23 protein-coding genes and 1 pseudogene are annotated in these 19,795 nt (G+C 63.6%); 16 read left to right on the top strand and 8 right to left on the bottom strand.

Translation table 11 applies throughout. The features are described from left to right. The first annotated feature begins 122 nt into the window (after window positions 1-122). The 3 genes from ABDZ98_RS01130 (at window position 123) to ABDZ98_RS01120 (ending at window position 2,019) form a co-directional block, all read left to right on the top strand. A complete protein-coding gene (locus ABDZ98_RS01130) occupies window positions 123-923 on the top strand; it encodes a hypothetical protein (protein ID WP_160590722.1) in 801 nt (266 codons plus the stop codon). A 137-nt stretch (window positions 924-1,060) separates the two neighbouring features. Next, on the top strand, window positions 1,061-1,411 hold the full coding sequence (locus ABDZ98_RS01125; RefSeq protein ID WP_160590723.1) for a hypothetical protein: 351 nt from the start codon (window positions 1,061-1,063) through the stop codon (window positions 1,409-1,411). A 101-nt stretch (window positions 1,412-1,512) separates the two neighbouring features. Next, window positions 1,513-2,019 (top strand): MmcB family DNA repair protein, encoded by a 507-nt coding sequence (locus ABDZ98_RS01120; protein WP_160590724.1) that lies wholly within the window; start codon window positions 1,513-1,515, stop codon window positions 2,017-2,019. A gap of 74 nt (window positions 2,020-2,093) precedes the next feature. On the opposite strand, the pseudogene ABDZ98_RS01115 reads toward ABDZ98_RS01120, so the two are convergent. Beyond that, window positions 2,094-2,273, bottom strand: a pseudogene (locus tag ABDZ98_RS01115) (helix-turn-helix transcriptional regulator); the annotation flags it as partial. Beyond that, complete coding sequence (locus ABDZ98_RS01110) at window positions 2,266-2,724, bottom strand: hypothetical protein (protein ID WP_160590726.1); 459 nt, start codon at window positions 2,722-2,724, stop codon at window positions 2,266-2,268. The gene ABDZ98_RS01110 and the pseudogene ABDZ98_RS01115, both read right to left, overlap by 8 nt. Window positions 2,725-2,872: 148 nt before the next feature. Between ABDZ98_RS01110 and ABDZ98_RS01105 the strand changes: the two genes are divergently transcribed. From ABDZ98_RS01105 to ABDZ98_RS01055, 11 genes are all read left to right on the top strand, one after another. After that, window positions 2,873-3,592 (top strand): sterol desaturase family protein, encoded by a 720-nt coding sequence (locus ABDZ98_RS01105; protein WP_160590727.1) that lies wholly within the window; start codon window positions 2,873-2,875, stop codon window positions 3,590-3,592. Window positions 3,593-3,639: 47 nt separating this feature from the next. Next, window positions 3,640-4,005 (top strand): DUF2141 domain-containing protein, encoded by a 366-nt coding sequence (locus ABDZ98_RS01100; RefSeq protein WP_337190179.1) that lies wholly within the window; start codon window positions 3,640-3,642, stop codon window positions 4,003-4,005. A 122-nt stretch (window positions 4,006-4,127) separates the two neighbouring features. After that, the gene (locus tag ABDZ98_RS01095; protein ID WP_160590729.1) at window positions 4,128-5,507 is read left to right on the top strand and encodes a PAS domain-containing protein; all 1,380 of its coding nucleotides are present in this window, start codon (window positions 4,128-4,130) and stop codon (window positions 5,505-5,507) included. Window positions 5,508-5,572: 65 nt separating this feature from the next. Next, window positions 5,573-6,715, top strand: coding sequence for a phosphatase domain-containing protein (locus tag ABDZ98_RS01090; RefSeq protein WP_160590730.1), 1,143 nt, complete (start codon window positions 5,573-5,575; stop codon window positions 6,713-6,715). A 52-nt stretch (window positions 6,716-6,767) separates the two neighbouring features. After that, the gene (locus ABDZ98_RS01085) at window positions 6,768-8,123 is read left to right on the top strand and encodes a M48 family metalloprotease (RefSeq protein ID WP_160590731.1); all 1,356 of its coding nucleotides are present in this window, start codon (window positions 6,768-6,770) and stop codon (window positions 8,121-8,123) included. Window positions 8,124-8,133: 10 nt separating this feature from the next. After that, entirely contained in the window at window positions 8,134-8,826 is a 693-nt protein-coding gene (locus ABDZ98_RS01080; protein WP_160590732.1) for a DsbA family protein, read from the top strand. 81 nt (window positions 8,827-8,907) lie between these two features. After that, a complete protein-coding gene (locus ABDZ98_RS01075; protein WP_160591113.1) occupies window positions 8,908-10,107 on the top strand; it encodes a histidine kinase in 1,200 nt (399 codons plus the stop codon). After that, window positions 10,104-10,898 carry a LytR/AlgR family response regulator transcription factor gene (locus ABDZ98_RS01070; RefSeq protein WP_160590733.1) on the top strand — a complete coding sequence of 265 codons (795 nt, stop codon included), beginning with the start codon at window positions 10,104-10,106 and terminating at the stop codon, window positions 10,896-10,898. The genes ABDZ98_RS01075 and ABDZ98_RS01070 overlap by 4 nt, the downstream gene beginning before the upstream one ends. A gap of 122 nt (window positions 10,899-11,020) precedes the next feature. Further along, window positions 11,021-11,884, top strand: a complete 864-nt coding sequence (nadC, locus tag ABDZ98_RS01065; protein ID WP_160590734.1) for a carboxylating nicotinate-nucleotide diphosphorylase — start codon at window positions 11,021-11,023, stop codon at window positions 11,882-11,884. 53 nt (window positions 11,885-11,937) lie between these two features. Further along, on the top strand, window positions 11,938-12,333 hold the full coding sequence (locus ABDZ98_RS01060) for a hypothetical protein (RefSeq protein WP_160590735.1): 396 nt from the start codon (window positions 11,938-11,940) through the stop codon (window positions 12,331-12,333). Between the two features lie 31 nt (window positions 12,334-12,364). Then, window positions 12,365-13,033 (top strand): ribonuclease T2 family protein, encoded by a 669-nt coding sequence (locus tag ABDZ98_RS01055; protein WP_160590736.1) that lies wholly within the window; start codon window positions 12,365-12,367, stop codon window positions 13,031-13,033. 3 nt (window positions 13,034-13,036) lie between these two features. On the opposite strand, the gene ABDZ98_RS01050 is transcribed toward ABDZ98_RS01055, so the two are convergent. After that, window positions 13,037-13,492: a nucleoside deaminase gene (locus ABDZ98_RS01050; protein WP_160590737.1), complete on the bottom strand. Its 456-nt coding sequence runs from the start codon at window positions 13,490-13,492 to the stop codon at window positions 13,037-13,039. Window positions 13,493-13,642: 150 nt separating this feature from the next. Here ABDZ98_RS01050 and rpmB point away from each other — a divergent pair, with 150 nt between their 5' ends. Beyond that, the gene (gene rpmB, locus ABDZ98_RS01045) at window positions 13,643-13,945 is read left to right on the top strand and encodes a 50S ribosomal protein L28 (RefSeq protein WP_160590738.1); all 303 of its coding nucleotides are present in this window, start codon (window positions 13,643-13,645) and stop codon (window positions 13,943-13,945) included. Window positions 13,946-14,030: 85 nt separating this feature from the next. Here rpmB and ABDZ98_RS01040 read toward each other — a convergent pair whose 3' ends face one another. From ABDZ98_RS01040 to xseA, 4 genes are read right to left on the bottom strand one after another with little or no spacing between them, the layout of a single operon-like run. Then, window positions 14,031-15,047: an esterase-like activity of phytase family protein gene (locus ABDZ98_RS01040; protein ID WP_160590739.1), complete on the bottom strand. Its 1,017-nt coding sequence runs from the start codon at window positions 15,045-15,047 to the stop codon at window positions 14,031-14,033. A gap of 21 nt (window positions 15,048-15,068) precedes the next feature. Further along, window positions 15,069-15,995, bottom strand: coding sequence for a M23 family metallopeptidase (locus ABDZ98_RS01035; protein WP_337190180.1), 927 nt, complete (start codon window positions 15,993-15,995; stop codon window positions 15,069-15,071). Further along, window positions 15,992-16,195 carry a DUF2093 domain-containing protein gene (locus tag ABDZ98_RS01030; RefSeq protein ID WP_160590740.1) on the bottom strand — a complete coding sequence of 68 codons (204 nt, stop codon included), beginning with the start codon at window positions 16,193-16,195 and terminating at the stop codon, window positions 15,992-15,994. Before ABDZ98_RS01030 ends, ABDZ98_RS01035 begins: the two co-directional genes overlap by 4 nt. Window positions 16,196-16,222: 27 nt before the next feature. Beyond that, window positions 16,223-17,668 (bottom strand): exodeoxyribonuclease VII large subunit, encoded by a 1,446-nt coding sequence (gene xseA, locus ABDZ98_RS01025; protein WP_160590741.1) that lies wholly within the window; start codon window positions 17,666-17,668, stop codon window positions 16,223-16,225. Here xseA and purD point away from each other — a divergent pair. Then, on the top strand, window positions 17,667-18,965 hold the full coding sequence (gene purD / locus ABDZ98_RS01020; protein WP_160590742.1) for a phosphoribosylamine--glycine ligase: 1,299 nt from the start codon (window positions 17,667-17,669) through the stop codon (window positions 18,963-18,965). The two genes, xseA and purD, sit on opposite strands and share 2 nt — an antisense overlap. Here purD and ABDZ98_RS01015 read toward each other — a convergent pair. Beyond that, the gene (locus tag ABDZ98_RS01015; protein ID WP_160590743.1) at window positions 18,962-19,723 is read right to left on the bottom strand and encodes a COG4705 family protein; all 762 of its coding nucleotides are present in this window, start codon (window positions 19,721-19,723) and stop codon (window positions 18,962-18,964) included. The two genes, purD and ABDZ98_RS01015, sit on opposite strands and share 4 nt — an antisense overlap. Between the last annotated feature and the right edge of the window lie 72 nt (window positions 19,724-19,795).

The raw sequence follows: 19,795 nt of genomic DNA, 5'->3' as shown, positions 1-19,795 counted from the left end.
CAGCAATTGCCGGACAGAATCAACCCATCGACTTGACTTGATACGTTTTGCGACATCAATCTAATGGGCAAAGGCAACCAATTCGGCAAAAACCGAGGGAAATTCTCCGGGAAGGGATGAGAATGAGAGCTATCGCATGGATTTCGCGGGCGGCAGTCTGCGGCGCCGCACTTATGGCAGCCAGCGCCGCCACGGCGCAGGTCGCAGCCGATTCGCCGCGGGCAACCGCTTATCAGGAGGTGCTGCAACTGCCCGACTGGACGGGTATCTGGTATCCGGACTGGACGCGCCTGTTTGCCGATCGCGCGGCCCCGCCCCAGCTGACGCCAACCGCGCAGGCCGCGTTTGACGCCTATCAGGCATCGATCCGCGAGAACGGACCCAATCAGGAGGCGCAGGCGCAGTGCCTGCCGCCGGGCATTCCCGGCGTGATGCAACAGCCATACCCGATCGAGATCCTGTTCTCACCGGGCCGCGTGACGATTCTGACCGAAGCCTATGAGCAGGTGCGCCGGATCTACACCGATGGCCGCGCCCTGCCTGCTGATCCGGACCTGTTCTTCAACGGCGAATCGGTCGGCTACTGGGATGGTGACATGCTGGTGGTGGATACGGTGGGCCTGCACCCGCTGACCAATATCGCCGCCGGTATCCCGCATACCGAAAAGAGCCGCGTGCATGAGCATATCTATCTGAGCGGGCCGGGTGAGCTGATGATCGAATTCACCATCACCAATCCCGATGTGCTGCGCGTGCCCTATGTCACGCGCGTGGCCTATCGGCTGGATAATGAGTTCCCCTTGCGCGAATATGTCTGTGCCGAGAACAACCGCCTGACATCGGGTGAAGACGGGGCGAATATCGATCTTGGCTTCGACCATCTGGAAGAGGACGACCCGTTCGGCGCTCCTCCTTCGGAATAGCGCGCTTTCGATCGAACCGTGATGTGGCGGGCCCGGTGTCGCACCGGGCCCGCTAACCAATTGGCAAGCACACTGGCGCTATGGCTGGTGTCATGAAAATTGCCACGCCAAATATTGTCCCGCGCCCCGATCGCGCAATGCTCGGCGCAAGCGCCACCAGCATGCGCTGGGGTGCGTTGAGCGAGGCGGGCTCGGTGGTTTCCATGCTGGCCGGGTTGCCGGCGGAATCGCCAGACAAGCTGGCCCGCAATTTTCCCGCCCTGATCCGTGATTGCCCGCCCTGGCGCCGCCAGCTGGCGGAAAACGCCGTGGCGGATCTGGCTGCCATCATGGAGCCGGGACTGGCCGCCCTGCTGGCGGTGAATGCGCGCGGGGCCGATCCGCGCCCGGCGGCCACCGCGCTGTGGCACGAATTCATGAGCGCCCGCGCGGCCATTCTGGGCCTTTTGCCGCAGAGCAGCCATCTGGGTCCGCGCCGAAGCGCCTGAGCCTTTCGGCAGACCTCTGCCTGCCGGAAGCAACACCAGCAAAGTAACAGCAGCGCGGCAAGGCGCTTGACGATGTTCCCATTTCGTTCCAGTTTCGCGGCATGGGTGATTCGCTACCAATCCAGACTTCCGCAAAGAAGGATCAGCTGCGCTCGCACGCTGTCGCCAGGGGAATTTGCCGGCTGTTTGCCCGCAACGACATATGGGTCATGCCTGAGATGACGCTGCGCAACGGGCGGCGGGCAGATCTGATGGGCGTGGATGGCAAGGGTCGAATCGTGATCGTGGAGATCAAGACCGCGCGCGGCGATCTGATGGGCGATGGCAAATGGCCCGACTATCTCGATTTTTGTGACCGGTTTTTCTGGGGCTTGCCGCCAGAGCTCGACCGCGCCTGTCTGGAAGGGGAGGATTTCCGCCCCGATCTGTGCGGCGTGATCGTGGCCGATGAATATGATGCGGAGATTATCCGCCCGGCCCCCAGCCATCCGCTCGCCGCAGCGCGCCGCAAGACAGAGGTGGAACGCCTGGCCCGGGCCGCCCTTCGCCGCAATGTGGTGCAGAGCGATCCCCATTGCGAGAACTGGGGCATGCGCCTGGAGGGTTAGGGTTCCTGCCCGCCGTTCGCGCCATCTTCATCATCCAGCCCGGCATCATCCAAGCCGGTATCTTCCAGTCCGGCAAAGATTGCCTCGATCGGCTGGCCGAACACCTGCGATATCTTGAACGCCAGCGTCAGGCTGGGATCGTGCTTGTCGACCTCGATCGCGTTCACCGTCTGGCGTGAGACATCGAGCATCTGTGCCAGCGCAGCCTGCGACAAGGCGCGCTCTGCCCGCAGCACGCGCAGCCTGTTACGCATTGAGCCGCCTCGCCGCGCGCAGCACACTGAACGAAAAGCTGAGCGCCAGTGCGGCAAGTGCGAAGGTCAGCCCCCACAGCGCAGAAGCACCCATCGGTGCCGCCATCAGAAAGGTCGAGCCGACCGCCATTGCCGCACCGCTGCCCACGCCCAGGCCTTGCAGATGAACCTTGCGCAGCAATTCGTCCGCCTGATGAAGGAAGCGCAGGTAAGACCTGATGGTGCACACGCCGATCACCAGCGGCACGGCAATGATGACCGCGCCCATTATCGGGGTCGGCTGGAGCCGGGAGATCAGGAAAGTCGCGCCCACGAACGCGAGCGCCCAGGCACAGCACCACATGTTCACCACGCGCGCATTGCGCAGATCCTGTGGCCGCATGCCCGCCTGCCAGGCAGCGGGGCTGAACCAGTGCGGCGCTTGCCCGCCTTCTGCATCGCAATCCGTCATGTCAAATCCTCTTGTCTGTATGTCTAATCTTCTTGACGACTCGCGATGTATGTAATTCTTGACCTTATGTCAATATTACTTGTCACCCTTTTCCTATGGCCCAAGGAATGCCTATCGCGCGCGGCGCGCAATTGATAAGCCCGCAGCGATGACCGCAATCCTCCTCTCCGCGCTTGCCATGACGGTGATAGTGGGCGTGCGCTACCTGCTCACCAGCGGCGCATTCGCCTGGGTGACGAGCAAGGTGCGGCCGGGCCTCTATCGCGGGCTGGAGCCGCAGATCAGCAGGGAAATCTGGTGGTCGCTGCTGTCGGCGGCGATCTACGGCGTGCCTGCCGGAATTGTCGCCTGGGGCTGGCGGGAACTGGGCTGGACGCAGATTTACACGCAATGGAACGATTACCCGCTGTGGTACCTGCCGCTATCGCTGTTCGCGTATCTGTTCGCGCATGACACGTGGTTCTACTGGACACACCGCTGGATGCACCGGCCCAGATTGTTCCGCATCGCCCATGCGGTGCATCACGCCAGCCGCCCGCCCACCGCATGGGCGGCGATGAGCTTTCACCCGGTGGAGGCGCTGACCGGCGCGCTGGTGATTCCGCTGCTGGTGTTCGTGATCCCCATTCATGTGGCCATGCTGGGCACGGTGCTGTTGATAATGACGGTGATGGGCGTGACCAATCACATGGGCTGGGAGATGTTCCCGCGATGGTTCGTTCATTCCCCATTGGGAAATTGGGTGATAACGGCCAGCCACCATCAACGTCACCATGACGAGTATCTATGCAATTTCGGACTTTATTTCCGCTTCTGGGATCGCCTGTGCAGCACCGATCGCGGCATATCCTCAAAGCTGGAACGCTGATCGCGGCGCCCTTGCTGATGGGCGCTGCGCCAGAGCACACGGTTGAGGTGAGCATTTCGGTCACCAACCTGCGCAATACGCACGGCGTGGTGATGGCCTGCATGACCGATGATCCCGAACGATTCCCGCGCTGCCGGAACGATGCGCATTCGCACCGCGTCACCGTGCCGGCGGCCTCCACGCTGACGCTGCATTTCGAAGGCGTGCAGCCCGGCACCTATGCCATTGCCTTGCTGCACGATGAGAATCAGAACGGCCGCGCCGACCGCGCGCTGACCATGATCCCGCGCGAAGGCTTTGGCTTTTCCCGCGATGCGCCGGTGCGGCTTGGCCCGCCGGATTTTGACGAGGCTGCCTTCGAAGTGGGCAGCAGGCCGGTGAGCCAGACCATCCGCATGCGCTATATGCTGTGATCGCTCGACCCGCAGACTGGCCCAGGCCAGCATAAGTCCACCACCATCGGCACAACTTCATCAATTATTTACCACGTCGCGCCAAAAGGCTCCTGACACATGGTTCAAGGGGTTTTGGTGCGATGGACACGCAACGTGGCAATTTTGACGGTTTCGATGGCGCCTATGGCGACGACGCGATCGATGATGAGCTGGAACACGACGCTCCGCCCCCTCAGATCGGCGCGGATGAGCGGCGGATGCAAGTGCGCGCCTATAATTTCTGGGCCAGCCTGCTGGACAATCGCAACTTTCCCAATGTCGAGGATCTTGATCCGCAAAAGCTGCCCGACTTTGGCCCGCACGGCGTGTTGCTCGATTTCTCCCATGGCGTGGAGGACCCGGCAATTGCCTTCCTGGGCAGCGAACTGGCTGGCGAGTGCGGTGCCAACGGAATGGTCATCAACCGCCTGTCCGATGTCCCCTCGCGCTCATTGCTCAGCCGCATCACCGATCATTACATGCAGATCCTGGCCAACCAGGCGCCGATCGGATTTGAGGCCGAATTCGTCAACCAGCGCGGTGTGACGATCCTTTATCGCGGCATTCTGCTGCCTTTCTCCAGCGATGACGAGACGATTGATTTCATCTTCGGCGCGATCAACTGGAAGGAAATGGCGGATAGCAAGGACGCCGATGAATTGCTGCTGGAAATCGACCAGGCGCTGGAACGGTCCGGCGTGCGCAGCCGCTCACCCGAGGCGCCGATGGCAGACTGGGCCGATGGTCCCGGATCGATGACCGGCGGCACCGGTTTTGCCGCGCCGGAAATGGATGACCTTCCCCGCCCCTCCTTCGGGCTTGACCTGACCAGCCATGCTGCGGCTTCTGACGGGACAAACGAACGCGATACCGCCGACATGGGCCTGGCTGACTGGCTCGCTGCGGCCCGCGAGCTGGCGCAGACTGCATGCAGCAGCGAAGATCGCACCCGCAAGGCTTTGTACGATGCCATCGGGCGCGCCTATGATTTTGCCCTGGCAGCAGCGCAAGAGCCGGGCGAATTCGCCGAAATGCTCGAAGATGCCGGTCTTGCCATGCAGCAACGCGCGCCGATGACGCCGGTGGTCAAGCTGGTGTTCGGCGCCGATTACGACAAGACGCGGCTGACCGAATATGCCGCAGCGCTGACCCATGCACAGCGCATCGGGCTGGAACGCGGCGCATTGGGCAGTTTCCTGCGCGCTGCCGATGGCGGGTTGAAGGGCGTGGTCCAGGCCGAACGCCGCCTGCGCCGACAGGACGGTGACACGCGCGCCGCGGTGCAGACCGGGCCGCGCAAGGCGCTTGCCCGCAAGTTGCGCGCCATCCAGCCGCGCCAGCTTTCTGCCATTGGCACTCAGGGCGAGGAATTCGCGCTGGTGATGGTGCGCCGGACAGATGATGGCGACGTGGTCCTGCTGGGCGAAGTCCCCGAAGACAATGCCCTGATCGAAAAGGCCGCGCGCAAGCTGATCGGCTGACTGGCTGCCCGGTCCGGCAACTCGCACCTGTCAAAACGCGGGCCGGGCCTGTAGCCTTGGCGGGAATGGCCCTGTTCAGCGCAACTCCCAAGTCCTCGCCGGTCCGCATCCAGCCCTATTTCGGCTATCGCAGCCATGCACGGCTGGTGCTGAAGGCGCGCGCCCTGCGATCTGGCCAACTGCGATCAGGAGATCACGATTATTCAGGTGGCGGGCGCTGGCTGGCAGTGCGCACAATGCTCGCCCAGTTTGCCTCGCGCGAAGTGGCCGGAGTCAGGGTGACGCTGGCATTGCAGCGCCCGGATGGCGATCTGCTGCACCACAGCGCGCACAGCGATGCCGAAGGCTTCGTGCATTTCGATCTGGCGCTCGATCCGCACTGGGACCTGCCCGATCACCCGGCATGGGAAATGGTCCGGCTGAGCTGGCCGGATGATGACGGCGAACAGAGTCTGGCAGGCCACGTCCTGGCGCCCGGGCGGCTGAGCGATCTGGCGGTCATTTCCGACATTGACGATACGATCATCGAAACCGGCATCACCGGCGGTATTCGTCCGCTGCTGCGCAACTGGCAGCGGCTGCTGGCGCAATGGCCACAGGACCGTATCGCCGTGCCGGGTACCGATGTGTTCTTCTCGGCGCTTGGCGGCGGCATTCCCGAAACGCCGCATGGAGAGCCTGACGCCATCCGTCTTGCCGCCTCGCACCGGCCGTTCTTCTATGTTTCGTCCAGCCCGTGGAACCTGTTTTCCTACCTCGTCGCCTTCAAGCGCGCCAAGCGCCTGCCGCTGGGTCCGCTGATGCTGCGCGACTGGGCCATGGACCGCGCCACTCTGGGCGGCGCAGGCCATGGGGCGCACAAGTCTGCATCGATCGGGCATATAGTGGAGATGTATCCGCAGCTTCGCTTCGCCCTGATCGGCGATGACACGCAAGGGGACCTGCCGGCCTTTGCCGATGTAGTGGACCGCCATCCCGGCAGGATCGCCGCCATCTTCCTGCGCCGGATTGCCACCGATGACTTGAGCGAGGCCGAGCGGGCCGCACAGCAAATGATCGAACAGGCCGGCGTGCCGCTGTGGATGGGGCCATCCTATGATGCGGGTCTGGCCTTCCTGCGCCAGGCCGGTCTTGACCACAATATTGAGGCCAGCCGCATCGTGGCAGCGGTGGGCGAGGCTGCTGCGGACGCCCGCCCCGGCGATTGAGCAGTAATCTTCAGTTCCCGTTCAGGGCGAAGCGGGCTAGCACTGCATCTGCATGCGCATTCTTGCCCATATCTTTGCCGCACTGGCCCTCACCATGCTGGCAGCACATCCCGCTGCCGCGCAGAGCATATTGCGCGATGCAGAGACCGAACAGTTGCTGCAGGACATGGTCGATCCGCTGGCCGAAGCTGCCGGACTGGGTGAGGGATCGGTCGAAGTCGTGCTGCTGGATGACAATTCGATCAATGCTTTCGTGGCCGGTGGCCAGCGCATCTATGTCCATTCCGGGCTGATCGCCGCCGCCGATACCGCCAATGAAGTGCAGGGCGTTCTGGCGCATGAGCTGGGCCATGTGATGGGCGGCCACATCATCCGCTATTCCGAAGGCGCGACCAATGCCACGCGCATCACCCTGCTTTCCGCGCTGGCCGCCATCGGCGCCGCGCTGGCGGGCAGCGGCGATGCGGCGATGGGCATTTTCGCCATGGGCCAGCAGGCCGCAATGGGCAGCTTCCTCACCTTCACCCGCACGCAGGAAGCCAGCGCCGATGCGGCGGGCGCGCAATATCTCTCGGACGCCGGCATCACCGGTCGCGGCAGTCTGGAATTCTTCCGCAAGCTGCAGAATTATGAATTCCGCCGCGGCATCAGCCAGACCGCCGAACAGGAATTTGCCCGTACCCACCCGCTTTCCGGCAGCCGTATCGCCGCCCTGCGCGCGGGCTATGAGGCGGACCCGGCATGGGATGTTCCGCCCGATCCGGTGCAGCAGATGCGGTTTGAGCGGATCAAGGCCAAGCTGTTCGGCTTTCAGGCCGATCCGGCGCGCACGCTGAACGCGTTCCCCGTTTACATGACAGGCGTGCCCGCGCGCTATGCCAGGGCCTATGCCTATAACAAGGAAGCCCTGATCGACAATGCGCTGGCAGAAACCGACGCCCTGATCGCGCAGGAGCCGGACAACCCCTATTTCCTTGAGCTCAAGGGCCAGATCCTGCTTGAATCAGGCCGCGCGGAAGAGGCGCTGCTGCCGCTGCGCCGGTCGGTGGAGCTGACCAATTACAACCCGCTGATTGCACCAATGCTGGGCCATGCCCTGCTGGCCACCGAAAACCCCGCCTATCTGGAGGAGGCAGAGCGCGTGCTGCGCGCCGCCGTGGGGCGTGACCGGCTCAACCCCTTTGCCTGGTATCAGCTGGGCGTGGTCTATGGTCAGCGCGGCGATTTTCCGCGCGCACGGCTGGCCAGCGCCGAACAGCAGATCATGTCAGGCAATCCGCGCGCGGCGCTGCAAAGCGCTCGTACCGCAGAAGCGGGCCTGCCCGAAGGCACGCCAGACTGGATTCGCGCACAGGACGTGGCGATTGAAGCACGCGCGATGATTGAACGATTGGATGAACGCGGTTAGGCCGTTTGACATGCGCTGGATTTCCACTTCCCTGATCGCCCTTGTCGCCGGTTTTGCCGGAGCTGCCCTGTGGTCCTTCTCCGGGCTGGGGGACAACCACACGCGCGATTACCTGCTTTCCAATCCCGAAGTCCTGCCGCAGGCGATGGAGGAGTTGCAGCGGCGTGACACACTTGCCCGGATCGAACCGCTGCGCGATGAGCTGGAAGCGGCCTTCCCCGGCGCCGTGCTGGGCAATCCCGATGGCGCGGTGACGCTGGTCGAATTTACCGATTACGCCTGCACCTACTGCCGCCAGAGCGTGGCCGATGTGAATGCGCTGATCGCCTCCAACCCCGATCTCAAGGTGGTGGTGCGCGAATATCCCATCCTTACCGAACAGAGCGCCGATGCCGCCCGCATGGCGCTGGCTGCGGCGCAGCAGGGCCGGTTTGAACAATTCCACCTCGCCATGTTTGCGCAAGGGCAGGTGACGCAGGAAACCATCACCGCCGCCGCAACGCAGGCCGGCGTGGATGTGGAACAGGCGCTGGCAGCGATATCGGCGGGCCAGTTCGAATCGCAGTTGCAGAACAACATCTTCCTCGCGCAGAGCCTTGGCATAACCGGAACGCCCAGCTGGATAGTGGGTGACAAGGCGCTCAACGGTGCAATCGGCGCTGAATCGATCGGCCGGGCAATCGCCGAAGCGCGCGATTCCTGATAGGGAGAGAGCGCCATGAAAGCGCTCATCAAGTCACTTTCCTTTCGCAAGGCCAAGCCCAAGCCGGATGTGACCGGCAGCATCGTCATGCTGCCGTTCCGGCCAACGCCGTTTTTTGCTGACAAGAACCGTGCATTCTGGCGCTTGCAGCTGATTGGCTGGGGCGGAGCGATGGTGCTGCGTTCGGCCACCGCCATCGCCAATGAACGCCCTCTGGATTTCCTGGTGCTGGTGCTGATCGCCACCATCACCGGCTTTTCCATCAGCCTGATCCTGTCGGTGATCTACGGCCAGCTGATCAATCGCCGCCCGCTGGTGACCTGGGGCGCGACCACGCTGGTGCTGGCTGCCGCGGTGGTGGTTTCGGCCATCATCAACGCCTGGACCATCAGCCTGTATCAGGCCGGGAGCGAGGCCAATTTCGCCAGCCTGGTGCTGGGCGTGTTCTACCTCGACATGACGCTGCTGGGCGCGTGGTCGGCGCTGTATTACGCGATCAATTTTTTCCTTCAGGTGGAAGAACAGGCAGACAGGCTGGAGCGGCTGGAGGCGCAGACGACGGCTGCGCAGCTGGCCATGCTGCGATACCAGCTCAATCCGCATTTCCTGTTCAACACGCTCAATTCGATCAGCACGCTGGTGCTGATGAAGCAGACCGCGCCCGCCAATGCGATGCTGACACGCCTGTCCAGCTTTCTGCGCCACACGCTGGTGACCCAGCCTGGCGGGAAAGTGACCGTGGCGCAGGAGGTGGAGACGCTGCAACTCTATCTGGAGATTGAGCGGATGCGGTTTGAGGAGCGCTTGCGCACCGAATTTCGCATCGATCCCGCCGCCGCCAATGCCGCCATCCCCTCCATGCTGCTGCAACCGCTGATCGAAAACGCGATCAAGTACGGCGTCTCCGCGCAGGAGGAAGGGGCGCGTATCAGCCTTGCCGCGCAATTGCTGGGCAACAAGCTGCGGATTACCGTTTCGGACACCGGGCCGGGCCTTCAGGGATCGCGCCGCACCGAGATCATCGGCAATACGCCCACCGCCAGCAGGTCTGATTCCACCGGCGTTGGACTGGCCAATATTCGTGACCGCCTGGCGCAGGCCTATGGCGAGGACCATCGCTTCGACATTGAAACCCCGCCGGACGGCGGCTTCACCGTCATCATTGAAATTCCATATGAAGCGACCATGTCCGAAGAAGATGACCGCCTGAGCGGGAAACTTCCACCGCCCCGGCCCGTTCAGGCCGAACCCTCCCAGCAACCGATCGGAACCAGCTCATGACCATTCGCACCATTGTTGTCGATGACGAGAAACTGGCCATTCAGGGCCTGCTGTTGCGGCTGGAGCCCTTCGCCGACGTCGAAGTGATCGAGACCTGCGCCAACGGGCGCGAGGCGATCCGGGCGATCAAGACGCTCAAGCCCGATCTGGTGTTCCTCGACATCCAGATGCCCGGCTTTGACGGCTTTTCCGTGGTCAAGGGCGTGATGGAAATCGAACCGCCGCTGTTCGTGTTCGTCACCGCCTATCAGGAACACGCCATCCGCGCGTTTGAAGCCAATGCGGTGAATTACCTGATGAAGCCGGTGGATGAGGCGAAGCTGGCCGATACGCTGGAGCGCGTGCGCGTGCGACTGGCGGAGAAACGCTCCGCCGAAGAGGCGCTGAAGCTGAAGGACGTGCTGGCCGAGGTTTCGCCAGAGAGCCTTGAAGGCATGGACGGCGATGAAGAAGCCGCCGCGCGCTATGAGAAGATCATCAACATCAAGGATCAGGGCAAGATCTTCCGTGTCGACGTGGACAGCATCGAACATATCGACGCCGCCGGGGATTACATGTGCATCTTCACCGGCGAGAATTCGCTGATCCTGCGCGAGACGATGAAGGATCTGGAGCGCCGGCTCGACCCCAAGAACTTCCAGCGCGTGCACCGCTCCACCATCGTCAATCTCGACCTGGTGCGCCAGGTCCGCCCGCACACCAATGGCGAATGCTTCCTGGTGCTGGAATCGGGCGCCGAGGTGAAAGTCAGTCGCAGCTACCGCGATGTGGTCGCGCGGTTCGTGCATTAGCATTTGGTTTTACGCCCGCGCAGCCGCGCGTGCGGATGCGCGGGCGTAAAACAAAAATCCCCGCGCGCGAATCACAAACTCCTCCGCTTGAGGCTCTGCCAAAAATCCTTCACACGCGGGGCATGAGCAATTTCACACTTCCCGGCTTCGACCTTGCGGCCTTCGTCCGTGCCACTCTGGATGAGGACCTTGGCGTGGGACTGCCCGGCGGCGGGCATGACGTGACTGCCGAGAGCGTGATTCCCGCCGATGCGCAGTTTTCCGGCGTGATGGACAGCCGCGATCCGATCGTGGTGGCGGGCCTCCCGGTGGCAGAGGCCTTTTTCCGCGCGCTGGACCCTGACATGCGGATCGATATTCTGGTTGCAGAAGGCGCGCAGGTTCCCGCAGGTTCCGATCTGATGCGGCTGAAAGGCAATGCCCGCGCCATGCTGACGGCAGAGCGCAGCGCGCTCAACACCGTTCAGCACCTGTCCGGCATTGCCACCATGGCGCGCGAATATGTCGATGCGATGGGCGAAACCAGCGCCCGCCTGCTCGATACGCGCAAGACCATTCCCGGCCTGCGCCATCTGGAGAAATACGCCACCACGATGGGCGGTGCGCACAACCACCGCATGGGCCTGTGGGATGCCGCGATGATCAAGGACAACCACATCCTCGTCGCCGGAAGCGTGGGCGAAGCGGTCCGCCGCGCACGCGAGGCCGGGGTGAAGGACATCATCTGCGAGGTTGACCGGATCGACCAGATCGAAGCGGCACTGGCAGCGGGCGCAAACCACATTTTGCTCGACAATATGGACCCGGCCACCCTGCGCGCATCGGTGCAGCTGATCGCCGGGCGCGCGAAGACAGAGGCATCGGGCGGTATCAACCTGGACACCATCGCCGCCAAGGCCGCAACGGGCGTGGACTATGTCTCCGTCGGCCGCCTGACGCAAAGTGCGCCTGCTGCCGATATCGGGCTCGACTTCACGCCGCTGTGAGAAGGGCGTCTGGCCCAAGGCCACTGGCAATCCGCCTGTTCGCGGCGGCATTCATGCTTCAGGCCCTGCTGGCCTTTGTGTGGGAGATCTCTCACCGAGAAGAGGTGGCAATAAGCGTGCTTGCAGGAAGTGGTGTCGCGCTGACCGATGATTGGGTGATTGTCATCACCAGCGCACGGCTATCGATCGCCTTGATTCCAGTTCTGCTGGTGTGGTTCCTCGCGAGCAGGTTTGCCCGGTGGATGGTTACCGTTCTTGCCATAGGCAGGCTTATCAATATGCCCGCCATCGTTGGCCTGCTGCTGCAGAGCGATGGAGCTACATTCTACCCTGTCACGTTTCTCGGCGCGCAGGCCCTTGCCCTGTTTGCCGCTGGCATGCTCTTTACGCCTCAGGCACGGAACTGGTTTGACTGGAAGGGGCGTCCGCATGCGGAACACTTCGATTAGCGCGATCACGCTTGCCACGCTCCTGACATTGATGACCGCCACCGCTCACGCTCAGGCCTATCAGTGCACCATACCGACCACGGGCATATCCGTGCCGCGCATCACGCAGGATGGGCCAACACGGCAGATGCCGGTGGCAGGCTATACGCTGGCCCTGTCATGGTCGCCGGAGTTTTGTCGGAATCGCGAGGACAATCCGCGCAACGCCCGCCAGTGTTCCGGGCAGGGCGGCAGTTTCGGTTTCATTGTCCACGGCCTGTGGCCCAATGGCCGGGGCAATTCCTTCCCGCAGTGGTGCCCGGTGCGCAGCGAGCCATCGCCCGCCATCCTGCGCCAGAACCTGTGCCTGACGCCCGATGCGTGGCTGCTGGCGCATGAATGGGCCAAGCATGGCAGCTGCATGGGCGTGCGCCCGCAAACCTATTTCCGCGTCACGCAGGTGCTGTGGAGCTCGCTGCGCTGGCCCGATTACGATCGCATTTCCCGGCGGGACGGCCTGACGGCTGGCGACATCCGCAACGCTTTTGCCGAGGCCAATCCCTATTGGGAGGCCGGGCATATCGGTCTGAAGATCAATGCGCGCGGCTGGCTGGAGGAAATGCGGCTGTGTTACGCGCGCGATTTCAAGCCGGTCCGCTGCACGCCGCAGCAATATGGGCCTGCCGATGATGAGCAGGTGCGAATCTGGCGCGGATTGTAGGGTCTATCGGCGGTCGCTGAAGAAATCGCGCAGCAACTTTGCCGCCTCTCCCTCGCCAATGCCGGAATAGACATCTGGCCGGTGCAGGCACTGGACCTGATCGAACACGCGCGCGCCGTGCTCCACCGCGCCGCCTTTGGGATCGGCTGCGCCGTAATAGAGGCGGGCGATCCGGGCGTGGGAAATGGCGCCCGCACACATGGCGCAAGGCTCCAGCGTCACGAACAGGTCGCACTCGCCCAGCCGCTCACTGCCCAGCTTGCGTGCAGCCTCGCGCAGGGCGACAATTTCCGCATGGGCGGTGGGATCGCAGTCGGTGCGGGTCAGGTTGAAGCCACCGGCGATAATCTCGCCGCGCAGCACCACCACCGCGCCCACCGGCACTTCGCCCGAATCGGCAGCCTTGCGCGCAAGGTCGAGCGCCTCCATCATGGGTGCAGGAATAGGCCAGCGGGTCATGCGATGCGGGCTATACGCTGGCGCAAGTCACGGCAATGGGCGGTTTTCACGCCCGCCTTTGCTTGACGTGCCGCCAACCCCCCTGTATGCGCCCGCCTTTCCCAGCGAACGCTGTTTACTGATTCACCTTTCGAGCGAGAGAGTTTCGTCATGTCGCGCATCTGCGAACTTACAGGCAAAGGCCGCCAGGTCGGCAACAATGTCAGCCATGCCAACAACAAGACCAAGCGTGTGTTCCTGCCCAATCTGCAGAACGTCACGCTGATCTCCGAAAAGCTGGACCGCAGCTTCAAGTTCCGCGTTTGCACGCAGGGCCTGCGCTCGGTGGAGCACAACGGCGGTCTGGATAACTGGCTGCTGAAGACCAAGGACGAAAAGCTGTCCACGCGCGCCGTCAAGGTGAAGCGTGAGCTGAAGAAGGCAACTGCGGCGGCAACCGCCGAAGCTGCCTGATCACATTTGTGATGGCTTGAAAAACGGGCGCCCGCCGCAAGGCAGGGCGCCCTTTTTCGTGGCCCTACCCATTGTTGCCCGCCCGCTATTGCCCGCTGGCGGTCGCATCCGGGTCCCAGCGCAGGCGCACCAGCAGGCTGCGCTGGATCGCGGCCATGTTATCGTCGGAGACAAGCCACACGGTAAGCGCGCCATCGCCGCGGGGTGACACCGCGATCCCTTCGTAATTGTCGCGCGGGATGATGTTTTCCAGATCGGCAGCGGGGTGATGATCCGAACCCGCGATCTCCTCCCACTGCCAGCCTTCTTGCGATTCGAAATCGGGCGCGTCGGCAAGGAACAGCCGGATCGAAAAGGGCGGATAGGCCAGCGCCAGCGAACGGGTCAGCACCAGCAGGCGGCCATCTGGCAGCGCCGCCATGTCCGTCACCGCATAACCCGGCGGAACCGGATAGGTGATTCGCTGCGGCTGCCCGTCCTGGCTGGTGGGATCAAAGGGGAAGAACAGGCCCTTTCCGCCGTTCTCCCGCATCACCAGCAGGCCTTTGCCCGGCAACCATGCCATCGCCTCCACCCCGGCATTCAGCGGCCAGCCGCGCATGGCGGGCGGGCGCACAAGGGGGAAGCTGGCATCGCCATCACCGATCTGGCGGATCGCATTGGCATTCTCGTAACCCAGCCAGATGCGCCCCGTTGCCGGGTCCGCCGCGACCGATTCGATATCCGGAAAGGCATTCTTGCCATTCTTGTCGAGCACGCCGGGGAGCAGGTAATCCTGATACTCCGGGATCGAATTGCCGGAGCCGGGCGGGTGGAAGGTGATGCTGCCGCCGCGATCGGAGAATGCCGTCAGCCGTCCATCTGGCCGTGCCAGCAAGGCGGAGAACCCGCCGAAGAAGGGATCGGTGCTGCGAATTTCCCACGCGGCCTCTGCCGTAAGCCTTGCATCGCCCGAACTGCCGGAAGGCAGGGCCAGCGGCACAAAGCGCACCTGCGCATCGGCAACAGGCGCCATTTCGCTGCGCCAGAAAGTTCCCGGGATCAGCAGCACGGCCAGCAGGACAAGGGCGGCAAGGCGCCACTTGCGCCGGCTATAAGGCACGGCGTCGCGCCTTTTGCAGCATCACGGCATGGGGCCGGTGAACAGCAGCGGATCGAGCCGCGCATCGTGCCATTTCAGGCTCCAGTGCAGATGCGGCCCGGTAGCGCGCCCGGAAGAGCCGATGCGCCCCAGATATTGCCCCTGTTCCACCACATCGCCCGGTTTCACGGCGATTTCGGACAGGTGCAGGAAGGCGCTGTTGAGGCCCTGCCCGTGATCGATGATCAGCAGATATCCCTCCAGGCTGAACGGCGTTTCCGCTGCCAGCGTCACCACCCCTGCGGCAGGCGCGACAAACGGGTTGCCGGTGCCGCCGGTGGCGATGTCGATCCCCGAATGATAGCTGCCCGGTTCCCCGCGATAGATGCGCTGCGATCCGAAGCGGCCCGAAATGCGGCCCGTCAGCGGCCAGATGAAGCGCTCGCTCCAGCCGGTGGCGGGGGCATCGACATTGCGTGCGGCATTGATCCGCGCCAGTTCCGGGCGGCGGCGCTCCATGAATTCCGCACTTGCACCGCCGGCAGTGCGCGCCACGTTGACGCGTTCTATCTGCCAGTCGCGCGGGGCTACCGCCAGATTTGCCGTCACCTCGCGGCCATCTTCAAGCTGCGCGACCAGCTGCGCTTGCGGCCCTGCATCGCGGTCAAAGGCGGCGAAGAAATATCCTTCTTCGTTGAAAGTCAGGTCCTGATCGCCCAGCCGCGCAGCGACGGTGCCGTGCGGCACTCGTCCACGCAGCCAGCCGCCCTGGGTGGTATCCCCTTCGAACACGAAGCCATCGGACATGTCGGCCACTCGCGATGCGGTTTCCAGCGCCGGGAAAGCGGATGAAGCTGCGCCTTGTCTGGCAGCCTCGCCTGTCTGGCCCTGCTGCGATGAAGCAAGCGCATAGCCGCCCGCCAGGGCAACGCCTGAGATCAGGGCCAGAAGCCTGAAGGCCAGTTTCACTTCAGGCCAAGGGCGCGCTGGGTGGAAAGTTCCGCGCTGGCATAGGCTTCCTGCCGGTCCACGCTCCAATAGCGCAGCTCCTCCAGCGGAACGGGTTCGCCGCTGACGGCGCAGACGACAAAGTGGCCGGGCTTGATCACGCGAAACCCGTTGGGGCCGTAAATCAGCGTTGCGGCATTTTCGGAAGAAGACATCAACATGCGCGCATCCCTATCAAGAGGCTGGTCTTAAAGCAATTTGGGCTGGCCACCTTCTGCCGCTGGAGCCTTGGGCTGGGCCGGTTTTTTCCTGCCCGCCGGCACCACCTGAAGATCGCCATCGCGAAAACGTATGGCGAGCGAAGGCTTTACCTGCGCTGAAGCCTTGTCCGTCACCGGCCTGCCCGCTGCATCGAAAACCATCGCATATCCGCGCTGGAGCGGCTTTTCGGGATGCAATTGCTCGGCCAGCCGCGCCAGTGCCGCCAGTTTCTGCGCCTTTTCGGCAATCGGCCGCGTGACCAGCATGGGCGAGAGTCGGACGGTATCGAGCCGCTGCTTCGATTCGCGCCAGTTGCGCTCCAGCACAGCGGGCGAGAGGCGCAGCGCGCCCAGCCGCTCCCGCCCCGAAGCTGCACGGTCGAGCAGGCCGCGGCGCAATTTCTCACCCAGGTCATCCAGTTTCTGCGCGGGCAATTGCAGCAATTGTTCGGGCCGGGGCAGGCGCTGTGCACGCGCCTCCAGCCGCTCGCGTCCAAGAGTGACGGGGCGCAGAGCGGTCTTGCGCTGGCGCAGGCCCAGATCATCCAGCGTATTGGCCAGGTCCGCCCGCACCGGCACCGCCATTTCGGCGGCGGCGGTGGGCGTGGGTGCGCGCGCATCGGCGGCAAAATCGGCCAGCGTGGTATCGGTTTCATGCCCCACCGCGCTAATGGTGGGGATCGGCGAGGCAGCGATGGCGCGCACCACCACCTCTTCATTGAAGGCCCACAGATCCTCTATCGATCCGCCGCCGCGCGCCACGATCAGCAGATCGGGCCGTACGCCTTCGGGCATCGCCCCAAAGCCGTTTATCGCAGCCGAGATCTGCGCGGCGGCGCCATTGCCCTGCACCAGCACCGGCCACACCAGCACATGGCTGGGAAAGCGATCGGCCAGCCGGTGGAGGATATCGCGAATCACCGCACCGGTGGGCGATGTGACCACGCCGATGGTTGTGGGAATGAACGGCAGCTGCCGCTTGCGCTCAGGCGCGAACAGGCCTTCCGCCTCCAGCCGCTTGCGGGTCTTTTCCAGCAGGGCGAGCAGCGCGCCTTCACCGGCGATCTCCATCCGCTCCATCACGATCTGGTATTTCGACCGGCCCGGATAGGTCGTCAGCTTGCCCGTCGCGATCACTTCAATGCCGTCTTCGGGCACGAAGGACAGGCGCTGCGTCGATCCGCGCCACATCACCCCGTCAATCACCGCGCCTTCATCCTTCAGGCTGCAATAGAGGTGGCCGGAGGCGGCGCGCTTCACGCCCGAAAGCTCGCCGCGCAGCTTCACATGGCCGAACCGGTCCTCCACCGTGCGCTTGAGTGCCTGCGAAATCTCGGTGATGGTCAAGGCACCGGAATTGTCCCCGGCGCTCTCCTTGGCTACCAGCCCATCACTTGCAGAATCAAAATCGGAACTGGAATTGGAGCCGGGCATGAACATCCTCTTGCTGGGATCGGGCGGACGCGAACATGCGCTTAGCTGGAAGCTGGCGCAATCCCGTGTGATCGCCGAAGAAGGCGGAAAGCTGTTCGCATCCCCGGGAAATCCGGGAATCGCGGACCATGCCGAATGTCTCAACATCGACGTGACCGACCATGAACTGGTGATCGCCTTTTGCGAGCAGGAGCAGATCGGCCTGGTGGTGATCGGCCCCGAAGCACCGCTGGTGGACGGGCTTGCCGACTCCCTGCGCGCAGAGGGCTTCGCCGTGTTCGGCCCCTCCGCCGCCGCTGCCCAGCTGGAAGGGAGCAAGGGCTTCACCAAGCAGTTGTGCGACCGCGCCAATATTCCCACCGCCGGATATGTCCGCGCCACATCGCTGGAACAGGCAGTGGCCGCACTGGACGGGTTCAAGGCCCCATACGTGCTCAAGGCCGATGGGCTGGCGGCGGGCAAGGGCGTGGTGATTGCCGAAAACCGCGCCGATGCCGAAGCCGCGCTGGCAGACATGTTTGACGGCGCATTCGGCGATGCGGGTGCCGAAGTGGTGATCGAGGAATTCATGACCGGCGAGGAAGTGAGCCTGTTCGCGATCACCGATGGCGCCACCATCGTGACTTTCGGCAGTGCGCAGGATCATAAGCGCGTGGGCGAAGGCGACACCGGCCCCAACACCGGCGGCATGGGCGCATACAGCCCCGCGCGCGTGCTCACCCCGGAACTGCGGGCGGAAGTGATGCAGAAGATCATCGCCCCCACGGTAAAGCAGATGGCGGATGAGGGCATGCCCTATTCCGGCGTGCTCTATGCCGGGCTGATGCTGACCGACGAAGGTCCCAAGCTGGTGGAGTACAACTGCCGCTTCGGCGATCCGGAATGCCAGGTATTGATGATGCGGCTGGAATCCGACCTGACCGATTACCTGCTGGCCTGCGCCAACAACAGCCTTGCCGCGATGGAGCGTCCGCGCTTCTCCCGCGATGCCGCCCTGACCGTGGTGATGGCCGCCAGGGGCTACCCCGGCACGCCCGAAAAAGGCGGCACCATCGGCGGCATTGCCGAAGCAGAGGCAGACGGCGCCAAGGTCTTCCACGCCGGCACCACGCTGGACGAGGATGACGGCACCTTGCGCGCCAGCGGCGGACGGGTGCTGAACGTCACAGGCAGGGGCACGGACGTGCAGGCGGCACAACAAGCCGCCTACGCCGCCGTGGCCAAGGTGGATTTCCCCAGCGGGTTCTACCGCAGCGACATCGGCTGGCGCGAAATTGCGCGGACCAAGGGCGGCTAGGCAGCAGCAGCCCTGCTCCCGGCCCGCTGCGGCACCAGCCACACCAGCAGCACGATCGCCGCGCCCAGCACCAGCGAGGCCGCACCGCGGCTGAGTTCGAGGCCGCCACTGGCGACCGGCTTGTCGAGGAAATCGCCGACCACTGCGCCCAGCGGGCGGGTGAGGATGAAGGCCAGCCAGAACAGTACCACATGGCTCACCTTGGTGCGCCAGTAGGCCACCGCGACCAGCGCCAGCAAGCCACCGAAGATTACCGCCGCGCCCAGATATCCCAGCGGCCCATCGGCCACCCAGTCACCCAGCGCCGTGCCCAGCGTCTGCGAGAAGGTGATGGTGACCCAGTAATAGATCTCCGCCTTGGGCTCATGCACCGAATCGACCGATATCGTGCCCAGAGCCATACGCCACGCCAGCAGCGACAGCAGCACCAGCCCCAGCAGCAAAAGCGAACCGCCGGGATAGCCGATCCCCATCGAGCGCGTGGCAAAATCCGCCATCGTCGTGCCCGCAGTGGTGGAGGCGATGATGGTGGTCCAGTAAAGCGCCGGGTGGAACCTTGTCGCACGGATCTGCCAGATCACCAGCGCCAGCAGAATCGCAGCAAAGATGGCCGTGCCGACAAGATAGCCCAGATTCATCGACATGCTGACCGTGTCGCCCGCAGTCTCCCCAAAGGTGGTGGCCAGGATCTTGATGATCCAGAAACCGAGCGTGACCGCAGGCACCTTTGTCAGTGCGGATTTCAGATTGTCGTCCAACGCATATCTCCTGCTGCGTGATGCATGCAGGTGAGATACGTCTGGCCTCAGAAACAGTGTATAAGCAGATGT

This window comes from Alteraurantiacibacter aestuarii (assembly GCF_039523595.1).
In the GTDB taxonomy this organism is placed as follows: domain Bacteria; phylum Pseudomonadota; class Alphaproteobacteria; order Sphingomonadales; family Sphingomonadaceae; genus Alteraurantiacibacter; species Alteraurantiacibacter aestuarii.
This window is presented reverse-complemented; position numbering and strand designations above follow the sequence as displayed.

Coding starts and splice junctions, on each gene's coding strand:
- ABDZ98_RS01130 (WP_160590722.1), top strand. CDS start 123: ATGAGAGCTATCGCATGGATTTCGCGGGCGGCAGTCTGCGGCGCCGCA.
- ABDZ98_RS01070 (WP_160590733.1), top strand. CDS start 10,104: ATGACCATTCGCACCATTGTTGTCGATGACGAGAAACTGGCCATTCAG.
- nadC (WP_160590734.1), top strand. CDS start 11,021: ATGAGCAATTTCACACTTCCCGGCTTCGACCTTGCGGCCTTCGTCCGT.
- ABDZ98_RS01125 (WP_160590723.1), top strand. CDS start 1,061: ATGCTCGGCGCAAGCGCCACCAGCATGCGCTGGGGTGCGTTGAGCGAG.
- ABDZ98_RS01080 (WP_160590732.1), top strand. CDS start 8,134: ATGCGCTGGATTTCCACTTCCCTGATCGCCCTTGTCGCCGGTTTTGCC.
- ABDZ98_RS01120 (WP_160590724.1), top strand. CDS start 1,513: ATGGGTGATTCGCTACCAATCCAGACTTCCGCAAAGAAGGATCAGCTG.
- ABDZ98_RS01090 (WP_160590730.1), top strand. CDS start 5,573: ATGGCCCTGTTCAGCGCAACTCCCAAGTCCTCGCCGGTCCGCATCCAG.
- ABDZ98_RS01030 (WP_160590740.1), bottom strand. CDS start 16,195: ATGTTGATGTCTTCTTCCGAAAATGCCGCAACGCTGATTTACGGCCCC.
- ABDZ98_RS01085 (WP_160590731.1), top strand. CDS start 6,768: ATGCGCATTCTTGCCCATATCTTTGCCGCACTGGCCCTCACCATGCTG.
- ABDZ98_RS01095 (WP_160590729.1), top strand. CDS start 4,128: ATGGACACGCAACGTGGCAATTTTGACGGTTTCGATGGCGCCTATGGC.
- xseA (WP_160590741.1), bottom strand. CDS start 17,668: ATGCCCGGCTCCAATTCCAGTTCCGATTTTGATTCTGCAAGTGATGGG.
- ABDZ98_RS01105 (WP_160590727.1), top strand. CDS start 2,873: ATGACCGCAATCCTCCTCTCCGCGCTTGCCATGACGGTGATAGTGGGC.
- rpmB (WP_160590738.1), top strand. CDS start 13,643: ATGTCGCGCATCTGCGAACTTACAGGCAAAGGCCGCCAGGTCGGCAAC.
- ABDZ98_RS01055 (WP_160590736.1), top strand. CDS start 12,365: ATGACCGCCACCGCTCACGCTCAGGCCTATCAGTGCACCATACCGACC.
- ABDZ98_RS01060 (WP_160590735.1), top strand. CDS start 11,938: ATGCTTCAGGCCCTGCTGGCCTTTGTGTGGGAGATCTCTCACCGAGAA.
- ABDZ98_RS01110 (WP_160590726.1), bottom strand. CDS start 2,724: ATGACGGATTGCGATGCAGAAGGCGGGCAAGCGCCGCACTGGTTCAGC.
- ABDZ98_RS01050 (WP_160590737.1), bottom strand. CDS start 13,492: ATGACCCGCTGGCCTATTCCTGCACCCATGATGGAGGCGCTCGACCTT.
- purD (WP_160590742.1), top strand. CDS start 17,667: ATGAACATCCTCTTGCTGGGATCGGGCGGACGCGAACATGCGCTTAGC.